This is a genomic window from Mesorhizobium sp. ES1-1, assembly GCF_020164785.1.
In the GTDB taxonomy this organism is placed as follows: Bacteria; Pseudomonadota; Alphaproteobacteria; order Rhizobiales; family Rhizobiaceae; genus Mesorhizobium.
The window spans coordinates 12,810-29,722 of the sequence record NZ_JAIUGX010000011.1; the positions used below are offsets into that span (position 1 = coordinate 12,810).

13 protein-coding genes are annotated in these 16,913 nt (G+C 60.4%); 6 read left to right on the forward strand and 7 right to left on the reverse strand.

Features of this window, described 5'->3' with window-relative positions:
* Positions 1–109: 109 nt before the first annotated feature.
* A complete protein-coding gene (locus LB513_RS18860) occupies positions 110–1,027 on the reverse strand; it encodes an AraC family transcriptional regulator (RefSeq protein ID WP_224665019.1) in 918 nt (305 codons plus the stop codon).
* A 239-nt stretch (positions 1,028–1,266) separates the two neighbouring features.
* On the opposite strand from LB513_RS18860, the gene LB513_RS18865 reads away from it, so the two are divergent.
* The 5 genes from LB513_RS18865 (at position 1,267) to LB513_RS18885 (ending at position 6,856) form a co-directional block, all read left to right on the forward strand.
* A complete protein-coding gene (locus tag LB513_RS18865) occupies positions 1,267–2,670 on the forward strand; it encodes an MATE family efflux transporter (RefSeq protein ID WP_224665020.1) in 1,404 nt (467 codons plus the stop codon).
* A 179-nt stretch (positions 2,671–2,849) separates the two neighbouring features.
* Positions 2,850–3,710: an FAD binding domain-containing protein gene (locus LB513_RS18870; protein ID WP_224665021.1), complete on the forward strand. Its 861-nt coding sequence runs from the start codon at positions 2,850–2,852 to the stop codon at positions 3,708–3,710.
* Entirely contained in the window at positions 3,710–4,186 is a 477-nt protein-coding gene (locus tag LB513_RS18875) for a (2Fe-2S)-binding protein (protein WP_224665022.1), read from the forward strand. The genes LB513_RS18870 and LB513_RS18875 overlap by 1 nt, the downstream gene beginning before the upstream one ends.
* Position 4,187: 1 nt before the next feature.
* Complete coding sequence (locus tag LB513_RS18880; protein ID WP_224665023.1) at positions 4,188–6,452, forward strand: xanthine dehydrogenase family protein molybdopterin-binding subunit; 2,265 nt, start codon at positions 4,188–4,190, stop codon at positions 6,450–6,452.
* A gap of 158 nt (positions 6,453–6,610) precedes the next feature.
* Positions 6,611–6,856 (forward strand): MoaD/ThiS family protein, encoded by a 246-nt coding sequence (locus LB513_RS18885; protein WP_224665024.1) that lies wholly within the window; start codon positions 6,611–6,613, stop codon positions 6,854–6,856.
* 160 nt (positions 6,857–7,016) lie between these two features.
* On the opposite strand, the gene LB513_RS18890 is transcribed toward LB513_RS18885, so the two are convergent.
* The 5 genes from LB513_RS18890 to thyX are packed head-to-tail and all read right to left on the reverse strand — an operon-like array spanning position 7,017 to position 13,194.
* A complete protein-coding gene (locus tag LB513_RS18890) occupies positions 7,017–7,952 on the reverse strand; it encodes a hypothetical protein (protein ID WP_224665025.1) in 936 nt (311 codons plus the stop codon).
* The gene (locus tag LB513_RS18895; protein WP_224665026.1) at positions 7,949–9,973 is read right to left on the reverse strand and encodes a hypothetical protein; all 2,025 of its coding nucleotides are present in this window, start codon (positions 9,971–9,973) and stop codon (positions 7,949–7,951) included. The genes LB513_RS18890 and LB513_RS18895 overlap by 4 nt, the downstream gene beginning before the upstream one ends.
* 3 nt (positions 9,974–9,976) lie before the next feature.
* On the reverse strand, positions 9,977–10,939 hold the full coding sequence (locus LB513_RS18900) for a hypothetical protein (RefSeq protein WP_224665027.1): 963 nt from the start codon (positions 10,937–10,939) through the stop codon (positions 9,977–9,979).
* A gap of 3 nt (positions 10,940–10,942) precedes the next feature.
* Positions 10,943–12,268 carry a hypothetical protein gene (locus LB513_RS18905; RefSeq protein WP_224665028.1) on the reverse strand — a complete coding sequence of 442 codons (1,326 nt, stop codon included), beginning with the start codon at positions 12,266–12,268 and terminating at the stop codon, positions 10,943–10,945.
* Positions 12,265–13,194, reverse strand: coding sequence for an FAD-dependent thymidylate synthase (gene thyX / locus LB513_RS18910; protein ID WP_224665029.1), 930 nt, complete (start codon positions 13,192–13,194; stop codon positions 12,265–12,267). The genes LB513_RS18905 and thyX overlap by 4 nt, the downstream gene beginning before the upstream one ends.
* 238 nt (positions 13,195–13,432) lie before the next feature.
* On the opposite strand from thyX, the gene greA reads away from it, so the two are divergent.
* Positions 13,433–13,918, forward strand: coding sequence for a transcription elongation factor GreA (gene greA, locus LB513_RS18915; protein WP_224665030.1), 486 nt, complete (start codon positions 13,433–13,435; stop codon positions 13,916–13,918).
* A gap of 227 nt (positions 13,919–14,145) precedes the next feature.
* On the opposite strand, the gene LB513_RS18920 is transcribed toward greA, so the two are convergent.
* On the reverse strand, positions 14,146–16,845 hold the full coding sequence (locus LB513_RS18920) for a glycosyltransferase (protein WP_224665031.1): 2,700 nt from the start codon (positions 16,843–16,845) through the stop codon (positions 14,146–14,148).
* Positions 16,846–16,913 lie beyond the last annotated feature (68 nt).

Consider the following 16,913-nt stretch of genomic DNA (forward strand, 5'->3'; position numbering starts at 1 on the left):
TAGAAGCCCCGTTGCAGCACACCTGTACTTTTATGCATTGTGCGCTGCAAAATGCCGCGCCCGTCAGCTCAGCCTGTCACATGAGTATCGATTGCATGCGACAGACGAGTCATCCGCGCATCGTCAGGCGCTGGCGGGACAGGCGGCGATAGGACGAAGGCGTCATCTTGTGCTTGCGCATGAAGGCACGGTTGAAGTTGGAAATGTTCATGTAGCCGACTTGGAAGCAGATGTCGGTGATTGGGACATCGGTGTCGGCCAGCAGTTTGCAGGCCTGCCAGAGCCTCAGCTTGGCGACGTGGTCGCTGAACGAGTTGCCGGTATTCTTCTGGAAGAAGCGCGAGAATGTACTTTCGCTCATCCCGGCCAGTTCAGCCACGTCCGGCAGCTTCAAATCCTCGGCGAAATGCTGGAACAGATAGGTCAGCGAGCGCTGGATGATATCGAGCGATTCCGCGTCGAGAAGCGGCGAAAAATCCGGCGATGACAAGAGCGCGTATTCGTCGGTCGTGGCCAGAAGGTCCAGAAGCTCGAGGAACAGGCGAAATCTTGTCAGCCCGTGCACCTCGCCCATCCGCTCCATCAGCTCGGCGCCGTCGAGCGCCGTCTGCCCGTGGAAAACCATGCCGCGCAGCGACCGTTCCAGGAGCGGTTCGAGTTCGCGCAATTCGGGCAGCAGGCCGGCGCAGCCCCGCAGCCGCTCGGCATCGAACTGCAGGACGATGTCGCGACCCTCGATCAGCTCGCCCGGCCGCACCGAGGTCACCCAATCATGCGGCAGCCCGCCGCCGACGATGGTCAGATAGCCCGGTCCGAACTCGCCGATATGGTCGCCGACCAGAACCACGCCGGAGGATTTCCGCAGCAGATGGATTTCGTATTCCGGATGGAAATTCCAGACATTGCGCTCCCAGGGATAGTCGTCGAGACGCCACAGGAAGCTTTCGCTGGCTTCGGTGACGATGTGCTCGAAGGCGGGCGCCGTGCGCGGTATCGCAACCGGGTTTTTTCGCTGCCTGAACGCCATCCCCTGCCTCCATCCGCCTGTTGCCGCACTTCGTAGCAGCCCGTTGCCGCCATGTGAAATGCTCCTCTACGGGCAGATGATTGCGGCGCATGGCGCAACCTGTTGCGGGCTCACTCTCTTGCCTTCGCGTCGCGTTTCGTCCAAAAGCTGGCGCAAACGCCGCGAAGCCGCAGGTCTCGCCGTTGACATGCGGCTTCCGGCCATTTCGCCGACGTGCCGCGCCCGGAAAGAGCAGGACAATGTCTGCGATCGAAGCCCGCGCCCACGCGCCGGGACATGCTTGGCGTCAGGAAATCAGGGCGACGCTGGCGCTTGCCTGGCCGATGGTTCTGACCAATCTCGGCCAGACCGCGATGACGGCGACGGACGTGATGATGATGGGCCGGCTCGGTCCGGACACGCTGGCCAGCGGCGCGCTTGGCGCGAACCTCTATTTCATGCCGCTGATCTTCGGCCTCGGCCTGATGCTGGCGACATCGCCGATGATGGCGACCGAGCTCGGCCGCCGCCGGCATTCGGTGCGCGATTTGCGTCGCACCGTGCGCCAGGGCCTCTGGCTGGCGATCCTGATCTCCATCCCGATCTGGATCTGCCTCTGGCATGGTGAGTCCATCCTGCTGGCCATGGGCCAGGACCCTCTCCTGGCCCACCACGCCGGCATCTATCTGCGCTGGCTGGAATGGGCGGTGCTGCCGTTCTACTTCTACATCGTGCTGCGCTCGTTCATCTCTGCGCTGGAGCGGCCCGGCTGGGCACTGGTGATCGTCTTCGTCGCCGTCGCCTGCAATGTCTTCTTCAACTGGCTGTTCATGTTCGGCAATCTCGGCTTCCCCGCAATGGGCATAGCCGGCTCCGGTCTCGCCACCTCGCTGTCGAGCACGATGATGTTCGCCGGCATGGCCGCCGTGGTGATGCTGGAGAAGAAGTTCCGCCGCTACCGTCTGTTCGGGCGGTTCTGGCGCTCTGACTGGCCGCGCTTCATGGGCCTGCTGCGGCTCGGCTTGCCGATCGCCGGCATCCTGGCCTTCGAGGTGACGATCTTCAATGCGGCAGCCCTGCTGATGGGCCTGATCGACGCGGATTCGCTGGCCGCGCACGCCATCGCCATCCAGATCGCGTCGATCTCCTTCATGGTGCCGCTCGGCCTCAACCAGGCTGTGACGGTGCGCGTCGGCCTGGCGCATGGCGCGGGAAATCGCGAAGGCGTTTCGCGCGCCGGCTGGACCGCCTTCGTCATGAGCGTCTCCTTCATGGCGCTGATGGGGCTGGTGATGATCCTGTGGCCGCATGTGCTGATCAGCGCCTTTATCGATCTTGCCAACCCGGCCAATGCCAGGGTGATCGCGCTTGCCGTGTCGTTCCTGGCCTTTGCGGCGCTGTTCCAGGTGTTCGACGGCGCGCAGGCCGTTACCGCAGGAATGCTGCGCGGCCTGCACGACACCAAGGTGCCGATGATCTACGCCGCCATCGGCTATTGGGGCATCGGCCTGCCGCTCGGCGTGCTGCTTGCCTTCCATTTCGGCCTGCATGGCATCGGCATCTGGATGGGGCTGTCGTTGGGATTGGCCGTGGTGGCGGCGCTGCTGCTGGCGCGCTGGCTGCGGCGGGACCGCCTGGCGCCGCCGCTCGTCTTCGCACGTTAAAATGCGGCCAGCCGCGAGGCTTCGCGCCCTGCCCTTCGCCACCAAAAATACACTCGGCTCCAGCCTTTGGACCGGCTCTTGCCGCGCCTGGACCAATCGCCGCAAATGACGAACCCGATAGCCATTACGGGGAGAGTGTTTATAACGGTCGCTGAAATCACGATATCCAAGGGGAGACGATGCGCTACATACGTCCGCTTTCAATTGAAGATGCCGTCGGCCAATTGGCCGGTGCGGCGGGGCCTGCCGCGATCCTTGCCGGAGGCAGCGACCTCCTGGTCAGGATGAAGGGCGGGTTTGTCGAACCGGACCTGATCGTCGACATCAAACTCATCGACGGCCTGAGCGAAATCCGCGAGACCGCCGAAGGCTTCAGCGTCGGCGCGACCGTGCCCTGCGCCGCGCTGCGCGAGAACGCCCCCCTGAAAAAAGCCTGGCCCGGCGTCGTCGAGGCAGCCAGCCTTATCGGCTCCAAGCAGGTTCAGGGCCGCTGCACCATGGCGGGCAATCTGTGCAACGCCTCGCCGGCGGCAGATAGCGTGCCGGCGCTGGTCGCGGCCGGGGCCCAGGCGTTGATCGTCGGGCCGGGCGGCAAGCGCACCATTCCCGTCGAGGCGGTGCCGACCGGACCGGGCAAGACCTCGCTCGCCAGGGGTGAGATCGTCGAGGCGATCCTGCTTCCCAAGCGCGCCGCGCGCTCGGGCGACGCCTATCTGCGCTTCATTCCGCGCACGGAGATGGACATCGCCGTGGTCAGCGCCGGCGTGAACCTGACGCTCGACGAGCAAGGCGTCGTCACCGCAGCCCGCGTCGCGCTGGGCGCCGCAGCACCGACCGTGCTGCTGGTCGAGGAAGCCGCCGAGGCGCTGATCGGCAGGAAGCTGGACGAGGCCGCGCTGGAGCGGCTGGCGACAGTGTGCGCCGGCGCCTGCCGGCCCATCGACGACAAGCGGGGCACCATCGAGTTCCGGAGAAAGGTTGCGGGCGTGCTGGCCAGACGGGCCGCGATCACCGCCTATGAACGCGCAGGAGGCAAATAATGGCTGGCGTAGCAGTATCGACGACGATCAATGGCGACAATTACGAATATCTGTGCCAGCCCGACGAGACGCTGCTTGACGTGCTGCGCGACCGGCTCGGCCTGACCGGCGCCAAGGAAGGCTGCGGCACCGGCGACTGCGGCGCCTGCAGCGTCATCCTCGACAACCGGCTGGTCTGCTCCTGCCTGGTGCTCGGCGCGGAAGCAGAAGGACGCACGATCGAGACCGTCGAGGGCATGGCGCAAGGCGACCAGCTGCACACGCTGCAGCAGAAGTTCCTCGAGCATGCGGCGCTGCAATGCGGCATCTGCACGCCGGGCTTCCTGATCGCGGCCAAGGACCTGTTGGCCAAGAATCCCGACCCGAGCGAGGAAGAGATACGTTTCGGCCTGGCCGGCAACCTCTGCCGCTGCACCGGCTATGACAAGATCGTGCGCGCCGTCCAGGACGCCGCCACCGTGATGAAGGGAGCCTGAGATGAATTTCGATCCGCGTTTTTCGGGGCGTCAATTCAAATCCGTCGGCACGCGCCCGATCCGGCCCGACGGCGTCGACAAGGTGACCGGCCGCGCGCGCTACGGCGCCGACTTCAGCATGGCCGGCCAGCTGGTGGGCCGCGTGCTGAGGAGCCCGCACGCCCATGCCAGGATCAGGGGCATCGACACTTCGAAGGCCGAGCAGTTGCCCGGCGTCAAGGCGGTGATCACCGCCGCCGACCTGCCCGACCTGACCAATGGCGACGCCGCCATGTTCGACATTCTCGACAATTGCATGGCGCGCACCAAGGCGCTCTATGACGGCCATGCCGTGGCCGCGGTCGCCGCCGTCGATGCGCGCACCGCCAGGCAGGCGCTGAAGCTGATCGAGGTGGACTACGAGATCCTGCCGCATGTCACCGATGTCGACGAGGCGATGCAGCATGGCGCGCCGCTCATCAACGACGCCATCTTCACCGAGGGCCTCGAGGAAAAGCCGGTCAAGCCATCCAACGTCTCCAAGCGCACGCAATATGGCCATGGCGACGTGCATGAAGGTTTCGGCCAGGCCGACTTCATCGTCGAACGCTCGTTCAAGACCGAGCAGACGCATCAGGGCTATATCGAGCCGCACGCCTGCGTCGCCAATGTCAGCTCCGACGGCACCGCCGACCTCTGGGTCTGCACGCAGGGGCATTTCGTCTACCGCCAGCATTGCGCTCAGCTGCTCGGCATGGAAGCCTCGAAACTGCGCGTCACCTCGTCGGAGATCGGCGGCGGCTTCGGCGGCAAGACCCATGTCTGGGCCGAGCCGGTGGCGCTGGCCTTGTCGCGCAAGGCAGGCCGGCCGGTGAAGCTGGTGATGACGCGCGACGAGGTGTTCCGCGCCTCCGGCCCGACCAGCGCGACCTCGATCGACGTCAAGATCGGCGCCCGCAAGGACGGCACCATTACCGCCGCGGAAGCGACGCTGCGCTACACGTCCGGCCCTTATGCCGGCATGTGGGCGGAGATCGGCGCCATGACGGCGTTCGCCTGCTACAGGCTCGATAACGTCAAGACCGTCGGCTACGAAGTGCTGGTCAACCGGCCCAAGACCGCCGCCTACCGCGCGCCTTCGGCGCCGATGGCGGCCTTCGCGGTGGAAAGCGCTGTCGACGAGCTGGCCAAGGAACTCGGCATGGATGCCGTCGAATTCCGCATCAAGAACGCCGCCCAGGAAGGCACGCGCTCCTCCTACGGCCCGGTCTACGGGCCGATCGGCATCGGCCCGACGCTGGAAGCGGCGAAGGACCATCCGCACATGAAGGCGCCGCTGGGCAAGAACCAGGGACGCGGCATGGCCTGCGGCTTCTGGTTCAATTTCGGCGGCCAGACCTGCACCGACCTCAATATCGGCATGGACGGCTCGGTGTCGCTCGCCGTCGGGACGGTCGATGTCGGCGGCTCGCGCGCCTCGCTGTCGCTGGTGGCGGCCGAAGAGCTCGGCATCGACTACAGCCAGGTCAAGGCGATCGTCGCAGACACGTCGAGCCTCGGCTACAACGACATGACCGACGGCAGCCGCGGCACCTTCTCGTCCTCCATGGCCACCATCTCGGCCGCCCGCAACGCGATCAAGATCCTGCGCGAACGCGCCGCGCAGACCTGGGACATACCGGTCGACGACGTCGTCTGGGAAAAGGGCCACGCCATAGCCAGGGGCGAGAAATACGGCAACCTCGCCGCCCTGTCGCTCAAGGAGATCGCGGCGGCCTCCGGCAAGACCGGCGGCCCGATCGCCGGCCATAGCGAGCTCGTCGCCGACGGCGCCGGCGTCTCCTTCGCCACCCATATATGCGACATCGAGGTCGACCCCGAGACCGGCTCGACCAGGGTGATCCGCTACACGGTGGTGCAGGATGCCGGCAAGGCGGTGCACCCGACCTATGTCGAGGGCCAGTACCAGGGCGGTGCGGCGCAAGGCATCGGCTGGGCGCTCAACGAGGAGTATATCTACGGCAAGGACGGAAGGCTTCAGAACGCCGGCTTCCTCGACTATCGCATCCCGGTCTGCTCCGACCTGCCGATGATCGACACGCAGATCCTGGAAATCCCCAACCCCAACCACCCCTATGGCGTGCGCGGCGTGGGCGAAACCTCGATCGTGCCGCCGCTGGCGGCGATCGCCAACGCGGTGTCGAACGCGGCGGGCGTGCGCATGACCCACATCCCGATGTCGCCGCCCCGCATCCTGGCGGCGATCGAGGCGGAACGGGAAGGCTGAGCTTGGGCCAAGGTGTGTTGAGATTCAGGTCAGGCCGAGCCGAAAATGCCGGATTCCGAGAACCGGAGCGGAGCGTAATTTTCGTACGTGAGCACCGGAAGCGGAGGTATCTGGTATTTGCAGGCCGGCATCACCTGAATACCAACACAGCTTAAGCGATGGTCGAAGTCACCCTATGGGGCGCGCTCGGCCAGCTCGCCGGCGGCAAGACCAAGGTCGAGATCGAGGCCAAGGACATCAGGGAGCTGTTCAGGAAACTGGCTGAACAGTATCCCGCCTTCGAGCCATGGATCGACAAGGGGATCGCCGTGGCAATCGACGGCACGATCTATCGTGACACGTGGAGCAAGGAGCTGCCGCAGGGGGCGGAGATCTTTTTGCTGCCGAGGTTGGCGGGGGGATAGCCCGCTGCCTTCACTTGGCGTCAAGGTTTCGAATGTTCTTGGTGAGGCCGGAAGTAGATTGCTTGATATTGTGTAGAAAAACTAACTGCGGACTTATTGACGATATAAATTAGCTGAGGTAATTTTGGCGCCTCATTACCACGTGTTAAACGTGCATCCGTCAGAATTCCATTTCATATTTCCAGATTCGGCCGATTCCCTCGCTAGCATCGGCCGCGTAGCTTTCTGAAAATGGAAATATGATGCTGGCAGCCGTCCCGCGACACTCCCGAATGTAGAACAACGCAAAGCCGAGAGCGCTCGGTTTAGTGGATAGTGGTGATAGGTAGAGATTGTCGATGCCGCTCGAGAGCCGCTCCTTGCCGACGAGGTCGCTTAGAACCGTGGCGGTAGCAAAGGGGTCAGCCGCAGGCGCAAACAATTCACGTGCACCTTCTCCAAGGGCATCTCTTGCTCTTCTCGTTCGAAGGACACCTTGCTGATACATGTCAGCCTTTAGAGAGGGTAAGCCTAGTAGCACTACCTTGCGAGCCTTGTCCTTGTCCTCGGCCACTTCCGCAGTTAGTCGATCTTCAAAGCCTGCATTTATAATCAACAGGTCGTCGCGGGTCTTGTTGGCGGTAATACCTTCGTAGCCGGCGACCTGTCGCACGGTGTGCACACGATCGCTCGCGAATTGAGTATCGTCGAGTCGCTTATAGTGACCCGGCTCCGCATAGACAATGTCGACCTTCTTCGCACCTTTCTCGGAAAGATAGTGCACTAGGTAAAGCATGTGTGGACGCATGAAGCCGGTCACATCCACACATATAGAAACCGTTTTCAAATCAACGCCCCTCAGACGTTCCTCGAAGTACTCGAACATGAAGTCGTCTTCACGCCGCGCATCGCTGGTGAACGAACCAGGCGGAACCCGATCCTTTGTAAGCCCGTACTCGGCATGCGAAACCCAGTCTTTCTGCTTGGCTGACACAGCATCGAAGACCCTTAAAACCCTCTCCGTTGGGTTATGAGCAGAAATAAAAACGTCCCATTTGGCCGAGGCCAAATCGTTTAGCGTAGTGTTGTCACGGTACAGATAGGTGTAGTCGGTCATTGGAACAGCCCAAGCTGTTCGGAGCCTTCTTCCCTTTGGTTGCGGAACGGCGCCATTACTCGGCCGCGGAATTTGCGGACCAGGTCATCATAAGCGGTCTTTCTATCAGGAAGGAATATCGCATTAAAATCTGAGGTCGATAGTGGCATAACCCCACGTCTGGCGAGGGGTAAGTCCCATCGAGGAGCTAGCATTGGACTAAGCTGGAACTTGGCGGTGATGTTCTCAGAGTTCCGCTCACGCTGCCCGCCTGGCACGCGGTGGATGAATGCACGTGCTTCAGCCAGTTTCAGAATACGACGGGCCTCCTGATCCAAGTCCTGTTCTGCAACACTAAAGCTAGATAGTGAGACTTCTATTGGCTTGTCGGCGAAGCGATTTACTCTAAATAGATTCGCCAATCGTTCAACCGCTGTTTGCACGAGTAGCCCATCTTCGCCTGCCTTCCTCATGTTGTTATAGTACCAATTCGACGCCTCCAGTACGCCCCGCTGCTGGGATCTCAAGGAGATCACCCCCCCGTCGAAGGGGCGCTCATCGTGGAAGACAGCCCATTCAAACGTCGATCGAAGTACCGTTAGAAGTGCCCTTGGTATCCCTGCGGACATCGTGATAAACGTTCCGATACCACAATAAATCTGAGCTTCACCATTCTCACGCAACAATTGTGCTGCAAGATCGTCACTATAGTGCTGAAGGGCCTGTTTATAGCTACTTTGCGGTGACTCTTCGCCGGCTTGATACCGCCGAAAACGGGCTCCAACATCACCCAGCGCCTCATCAAAAGAACGCCTTTTCGCTAATTCTTGATAGAGAAGCAAAAGGTTCAGCTTCTCGATGATTGGAAACTCTGGGCTGGAGAGAACTTCTTCGGCGTGCCCTGCTTTTGCCTCATCCAATCTCATCGAGGCCAGGACCTTTCGGAGATTCGTGAAATGAACTCGCTGCCCTCCAGGTTGTTGCTTCAGCCGAGTTGGCCATAATGCATTCGACCAGCTGGTGTCAAAAAAACCGAAATACTGGTCGAGGAAGCCGGTTACAGATCCGTCTGTATCGCGCCCTGACCCGCTCGCGAGACGCTTGGCTATCAATGCCTTCACAAAGTCGCTGTACTGACTTTTGTGCTCCCGAAATTCCAAGTCGAGATGAATCTCTCGGTATTCCGAGTCGGCTTGGTTTTCCTCACCTCCGCTGTTGGTCTTTTGCGTCTTCACGCCATATGACCTTGCGCCTATGCGAAAGGTAGTTGGCGGCTCTTTCTCACGAAGCAGGGTGTTGACGTGCACCTGCTGCGGGTCCGTTAGGTTCTCGAACTCGTCGATGTCGTAGGAAAATAGAACGTCCCGGAGAAATGTATAGCGACCGCTGAGGACCTTCGGAATGCCAAAAACAAGCTTGCCTCGAGTCGCGGTGATCTGGACGTCAAGAGAACCTTTGATGAGGCAGTTGTTGATCTCAAAGTCGAGTGTCTTTTGGGCCTCACTCAAGGCGGAGCTAAGCCCTAGCAATGTGGGAGCCGGGAGATTAGGCTTAACGTCAAACAAGGTCACGAGTTCGTCAACTAGGTCATTCTCGTCTCCGTCGAGCGCTCCCAGTCCCAAGTCCATTGCGACATACAGAAGATGCTGGGCGAGCCATAGTTCGAAGTAATATGAGAAGAGTTCATCCCAGAGTTCCGGAAGCTGACGCTTACCTGAGAACCGGCTCGATTGCAGACCGCTGCACCTAACATATAGCCCAATGTAGCCGTCATCTGAGATGCCTTCCCTCGCATCCAGATCGCGGCTCTTGTACCGCAGTTTTTGAAGCTCATACGCCTGATGTCTCATCAGGTGCGTCTTGCCACTTCCTTTCGCCCCTAAAATGAACGTAGGCATGGGGGACGTGGGATGGTCTAGCTCCGCCAGTTCGTCGGCTTCACCATCGTCCATCATTCGCACCCAAAGACTTTCGATCTGCTGGTCGTTGAGGTCAACCGCCTTCGTGATAGCGAACGGGTTTGCGTATCGGGCTATCGGCATCAGTTAACCGTAATTCTTGTGGTAGCGTTTAAACATTGGGTCCCATGCATGGGGTGGATTGCCCTCGCCCCAAAAAATTGGCAGCGTGTTGTCAGGTGTGTTGTGACTGAACCCCAAAAGTAGCTGACCATCCTTGTACCCTAAGGGATGCTTCGACCAAAGCTGATGACCATGCTTTTCACAGGTCGCTCGCACCTTCAGCCGATCATATCGACCATCTTGGCTGCTAAATATCCTCGACCCGGGCTCCAAGGTCTTGAAAGAGTGATCGAGTTCAAAAACAGACGCGACATAGTCGTACCGGTTCAGATCGCGAACTGCCTTCAGACCCAGATCAGTCGCGAAAAGCACCAGGTAATGGATTTTAACGTCCGGCTTCAGCTTTCGAAGCGGTTCAACCAAATCCCTTGAGTACTGCTCTGCCTGAGTTCCGGACCCGCAAAGATCGTCAATAAATACATAGCGCTCAATTTTTTTATCTCGTACAGACAGCACCTGCGAATCACCTGCTGTCTCGCGACTAAAAATCTCGTGTGAATTGATAAATGCAGTCCTGGGAAGTGAATTCTCCTGCCTAAAATAGTATAGAAGATGTACGCCACTCTCAGATGGGTTGCCAACGCCAAGAAATCGAGTGGCCTCAAGTTGCTTCGCGAATTCCCTTTGAAGGAGATCGGTATCCGTGGTATCTCCATTGGCGCGGCGGACGCCGTGAATGATCGGTGTTTTGAATAGGTCGCGATACAAAGAAACTAGTAGCGCTCTAATTTCTATTTGTCCAAAGTATATAAAATTTGTTAATAAGTAGAGAGCATGTATCCGCTCATCATCCAAGATGTTTTCAGTGGTTTCGAACTGATTTACCCACGTCTCGATATGATTTATTGAATGCTGACGCTCCCAAATTGTCTCGGACAGAGACTTAAGCTTCTCATACAGAAGATCGACAACGTCTTGCTTTCTCATCGGCTATTTCCGAAACAGGAAGACATGCTCTTGGGTGATCATGCCTGCGGTTCGGTTACGTTTTGTCATAAGGCCGCGCGATTTAATAGTGTCAACGAGTTCGCAAAGTAGCATTAGGCCCTCCTCTTCAAAGAATCCTCTGATGAACTGGCTCGTCATGACGGGCATCCCGCATACCCGATTGTCGCCCATCACAAGTACCAAGTGGCCGCCTGTCCTTAGGCTCGCGACCACAGCTTTCGCGGCGTCACGCATTTCCGCTAAATATACCCGTAAAATGTTGGCGCGAAGAGGGTTTATTTCAGCTATTGTCCGCAATATTGGGTGGGCAGCGTCGAATATTTCTGAGCTGCGATCCGTTCGCTCGCGAGCGTTAAGATGCTCTCTACCAATATTCAGTGTTTCAAGCGTTCTGAGTTTGTCTTGCGGAACCATTCCGAGCCAACCAAGGCTGAGCGAAGAGGCCCTTATATACTTCTGCGCTCCGGCATAGGGTGGCGACGTAATAATGAGATCAGCCTGCGCATGAACAGATGGTGCAGAAGTCAGCCGGACACGTGCATCTTTCCCAATAAAGAACGGAAGACTGTTCTGTGGTAGGGAGGCAGCGCGTACAGCATTAGCTGTCGCAATGCGTTTGAACGTGGAGAGAACATCAGGTGCCTCGCGTTTTGGACCCTTGTATCTAACCGGCACCGACATCCTAGGGTCTGCAAGGCTGACCTTCCGCACGGTCTGAGAGAATGCGACCTGGATAAACTGCTTGGTGAGGGGATCAACTATTTCATCAATAACCGAACGGATTTGACCGAGTTGAAGTTGCACATCTGGGGTGAACCACTTGCCAACATTCACCACCGGCTGGAATACAGACGGGCGTGCGGCCTTTGCACGCTCTGCAACCCGCGCCAGGTCGTCGGATGTCTGCCCCAGGTCGACGTGTGTCGTCTTTACGCTTGCGATTAATCTAGCTAGTGGATTTGCATCAGAGCCAGCAATTCGCTGGCCGGCCAACAGTCCTTCGACAAGTACCGTTCCCGTACCGCAAAATGGGTCGTAAACAGTTCCATTCTTGGGTGCCAGAGAGGGGCAATTAACGAAGAAGATCGGTATGTTTGGCAGCAGTTTCGCCGGATAGGAGTGCATCAAATGGGTGGCTCGATCGGCGCCCGAGCCAACAGGAACGAGCTTCCTGAAGTCTACTTCAACTGGCCGGCCGGTTGAAGCATAGGCACTGCACATCTCAGAAAGGGCTTCGTCGAAGCACCAGCCTGCCTGAGTAGGCCGACCATCCCTCCTATCCGCGGCAAGCTCGCTGGAGGTAGTCAACGCAGTATTTCGCTAAGTTCGATCCATTCGCGCCTGCCCAAGCCGCTGCTCTCTTCTGTGACCGCCTCGCCGGCCAGCATGCGCCTAATCACCTTCACGGCGGTCGATGAGAAGGTGGCAGACTGAAGTCTATGCTCTAAAAATGCCTCGTAGGTAAGGGGAACCCATGCGCTCATTATATCCAATATTACGTCGGCATATGAGCGAATTTCGTACTGCGCATGTGGGTCGGCACGAAGTTGCAAGAACCCCATCAAGTTGTGAAGATTAACTTTCCAGTACCATTGCGTGTAGAATCCGACCGTCAGATTTGCCCTTGCAAGTTCTCTGGCCAGTCCGTCGCTATGTTCAGTTCTCTTTGTGCCATCCTCGTTGAGGTTGAGAAGCGTTAGGTACTCGTCATATGATCGTTGCGCTGTCTCCTTCAGAATCGTCAGCGCCCTCTCAGCCTCATCGCCGGACAATACCTGTCCTCGTCCCTGGCGATTGGATATTGACTGGGAGGCTAAGTGCTCGGGCGCGGGCACATAGAATTCCCTATCTAGAACTGAGTACCTTGCGGAGTATTCGTTTACGCTGGCCGTCCGATGCCTGATCCATTGCCTCGCAACAAATATTGGCAGCTTAACGTGGAGCTTGATCTCGGCCATCTCGAATGGCGTGGTATGGCGATGCCGGAGCAGATAGTTGATCAACCCCCTGTCCTCCGACACCTGCTTTGTGCCCCGGCCATACGAAACTCGGGCTGCCTGCACTACTGAACTGTCATTGCCCATGTAGTCCACCACACGAACAAATCCGTGGTCGAGCACTGGAACTGGCGTAAACAGCCTATCCTCAAGCCCAGGCGATATCTCTCGGTAAGTCGCGCTTGGGGGCGATGTCCGCTGCTCCTCCGCTTGAGCGTAGGGATCGATTTTGTCCATCGCCGTGTGCCTCATGATAAGCTCAACTCATGGTATCCGAACGTTCCGAGAAACTGAAGCGGGTCTGGCATATTGCACCTTGGCGGCGCTTAAGCTCCAACCGAGTTCGCGGCCCAGGCGCTCCAGCGCGTTCGTAACCATTCTGATCCGGCAAAGCCAGCTGTCGAATAGTTGAAGCTTTATCCTCCCCCGTGGGTTATCCGCTAACCACCACCATTCCACACGGAGCCACTCCCCAGTGAGCGTAGCCTTTGCCAAGGAGGAAAGTGCGGAGGCGGCGTCGGAAACCGTGCTGCCGGCTCGGCCCATCTCCGATCGGATCAACCTCGTCACCGAGGCGGGTCTCAAGATGCTAAGGGATGAATTGGCGCGCGCCCGGCAGGCGCTCGAGGCGGCCGGCGCGTTGGAAGATGTCAACGAGAGGCGGCGGCATTCTGCCGTTCCGGTTCGCGATGTCACCTATTATGCCGAACGCGTCCGTACGGCTCAGCTCATGCCGGTGCCGACGTCTCATGACGTGATCGCCTTCGGGCACACCGTCACCTTCGCGCGCGATGATGGCCGCACCCAGACCTTCCGCATCGTCGGCGAGGATGAGGCCAACCCGGCGCAAGCGTCGATCTCGCATGGTTCGCCGGTGGCGATCGCGCTGATTGGCAAGAGCGTTGGCGATGTTGTTCAGCTCGGCCAGCGCGAACTCGAGATCCTGTCCATTTCCTCGTAGACCAGCCCCGCCGCCTGCGCCCGGATATCCGTGGAGGACAGGTTCGGGTTCGGGGCACCGTGGTCGCCATTAGGTCGGCGCCCTCCAAGCCGCCTTACTGTCTCGAAGGGGTCTGTGGTCGGAACGAGCTTGTCGCGTGGAAAGGCCGACCAGATCGCCGGCGTACGGCGATGGGCGCAATACCAGGATCGGGGCTTTGTTGAAGACACGGCGCAAGCCGGCATTAATCAGTCGATCTCACACTTCGCTAGGCGCTCGACGGCCCCAGCCATCTGCGCTTCGAAGCGCTCCTTTATCCCCAGCGCCAGGTTTGCCTGTAGCGTGGACATAACCGCGCGGTCATGCGCCTGGCTGTCGTCGAGCAGCCGCTCGATGGTGGCGGCGAATTCCGACGCGTCCGCGGTCGGCTTCGGCTCGGGGGGCTGGAAATCTGTGGGGAGCCCGCGATAGGCAAGGGGCGTCGCGACGATCGGACGGCCCGCTTCGAGGGCCTCCAGGGCCTTGATGGCGATTCCCGCGCCGGCGGCTACCGGCATGGCGACGAGGCGGGCCGACCGGTAGTGAGGCGCCAGGGTCTTGACGGTGCCGATGTAGTCGACCTGGTCGTGCAGTAGGCCCTCGCGCTGCGCCACCGTCCCCATGTTGCCGACAACTTTTATCGATCGCTCGCGGCCCAGCTTGGGCAGCACATGCTGCACGAACCAGGACAGGCCGATGACATTGGCGTGGTTGTCGCTGGCGACGATCAGAACGTCACAGCCAGGGGCGATCTCCTGGGATGGCGGCAGCGAGACCGATGGCTGGCAGAGCAGGACTTTCGACTGGTGCGGGCCGAGGCGGGCGCGGAAAAAAGCCTCCTCGTCGACATTGATGGCGCCGATGACATCCGCACGGGACACATAGGCCATCTCGTCGGCCACAAGTTCCTCGAATGGGTCTTCATGGCCGGTCGATGGATTGATTTCCCCTCGCAGCATGATCTGCCGGGCCTGCAGATCATGCGTCTCCAGCCAGACAGGAAAGCGATGCCCGAAGGAGGCGATCAAGGGCAGATGGAAATAGTGGTTCACCAGGATGAAGGAGAAGCCCCTGTCACGGGCAATCCTGCGCACGGCCGGCGGGAGGGGCGAGAGCCTGGAGCGTTCGGCCAGGAGAACCGCCTGGCTTCGCCCTCTGGTACGTAGGCGCATCAGTTTGCGCTGCATGAATCCTACCCCGCCCGAACGGCGGCCGGACAGGCAGGTCAGCACCGCCGCGCTCGAGGCCCGGTCGTCGAGGGCGGCGCGCCAGGATTTGCGCAGCGCCCTGCGCACGCGGTCGGGCACGATGATCACCTCGATGACCGGTATGCCCCTGTCGGCCAGAGAACGCAGATGCTGATCGAACACCGTGGCACTGCCCGTCAGGTACCAGGAGGGCCGCACATACAGGACCGGCTTGGGCATGATGAGCGGGGCCGACCGGGTGCAGAGCCAGGTCGCGGCCTCGGACCAGCGGTTCCAGCTCGCGCCCGCAGCGCGCTCACGAGCCCGGCGGGCGACTACATCCCCTGGAGAAGACGCGAGCAGCTCGGTTGCCTCGGCCGGCCAGGCATTCCAATCGGCAATGAAGCGCGCCGATGACGGTTCCGGATCGGTCTGCGCGGAGATCCCCCGGGAGGCCAGCACCGGCCGCCCCGCCAGGGCTGCCTCGATGAAGACGCGGCTGACGCGGCAGCGATAGGCCTCGGCGTCGTAGGGCAGCAGGACGACATCCGACAGCTCCAGAAGCCCGAGATAGCCGGCATCCGAAAGCGGATGCTCGACCACCACGACATCCCTGCGCACACTTAGGGCCAGGCAATCCGAGCGCAAAGCGTCCGGCCAGCGGGCTGCCTGAAGGACGAGATCGAAACCCTCCGCCCCGGCGTCCAGAGCGGAAACCATGGCGGCAAGCTGCGTGCCGCCTTTGTCGGGGCGTATCGCGCCAAGGCAGACGGCCAGCCGCCGCCCAGATTTTTTGCGTTTCGACAATTCCCTGAAAAAGGCAGCCTCCTTGCCAGGCAGGTCCTGCGGGGGCGGATGCCGTCCCGCTGCGATCGATCCCAGTGCCGCCACTTCCTGCTCCTCGAAGACATCGCCGAAATCGCACACCGGCGCGTCCAGCAGGCTGGACATGTCGGCGGCGAGTTGGGGGTTGGTGGCGAAGAAACGGATGCCGTCTTTCCAGCCGGAACCGCGCAGCCGATGGGCGAGCGAGTCGAGATCCAAGGGGCGATACCAATCCGCATAAAGGCGGGGATCTTCATGGAAAACACAGGCCATCCGGGGCGGCGGCCGCGTTAAGAAGAGGGGCAAGACAAGCAACTCGGCCAGCATGGCTGGGGTCGCCGTCGGGACAAACAGGCTCAGCTCGCCTTTGGTGCGTTCGATCTCGCGCGCCACGCTTTGCGCGAAAGGCGAAACGGTGTTGCGCGTGGGGGTCGTGCCCAGGGCTGCCGCCGCCACGCGCCATAGGGCATAGGCAAGCGCAAGGACGAGGATCGCGGGCGAGACCGCGACTGCCAGCGCGGCTGCGCCGGCCATCAAGGCGAGCCGGCCGGGAGTGGCGTCCCGACCTTTCAGGAGCCCTTTCAGATCCTGGCGAACGGACCGCAGCCATTGTTCGAGCGCGTGCCGCGAACCGCCGAGCCGGTCTGTCCTTTCATAGTAGGTTCTGGGAAAGGCAGGCCGAATTTCGGCTGCGTTGATCGTCTTCGGACCGCAATAGGCGCGATGCGCAAGGACGGTGCTGCCCCATCCCGAGCGCGAAAACGCAGCGGCCACCGCGCGTACATAGCGATAGGGATGGCCGGCCTGGTCCTCCAGGTGCGGTTCGACGATGAGAACTGTCCGCGGCGTCACGGGCAAGGGGATTTCCGGATGAGCCCGCCCATTGTTCAGTTCCATCTGCCGACGGCGCCGATGGCACCTCGTGGCCGGCCGCGGACCCCCCGGACCTTGCCCCTGCTCTTCTA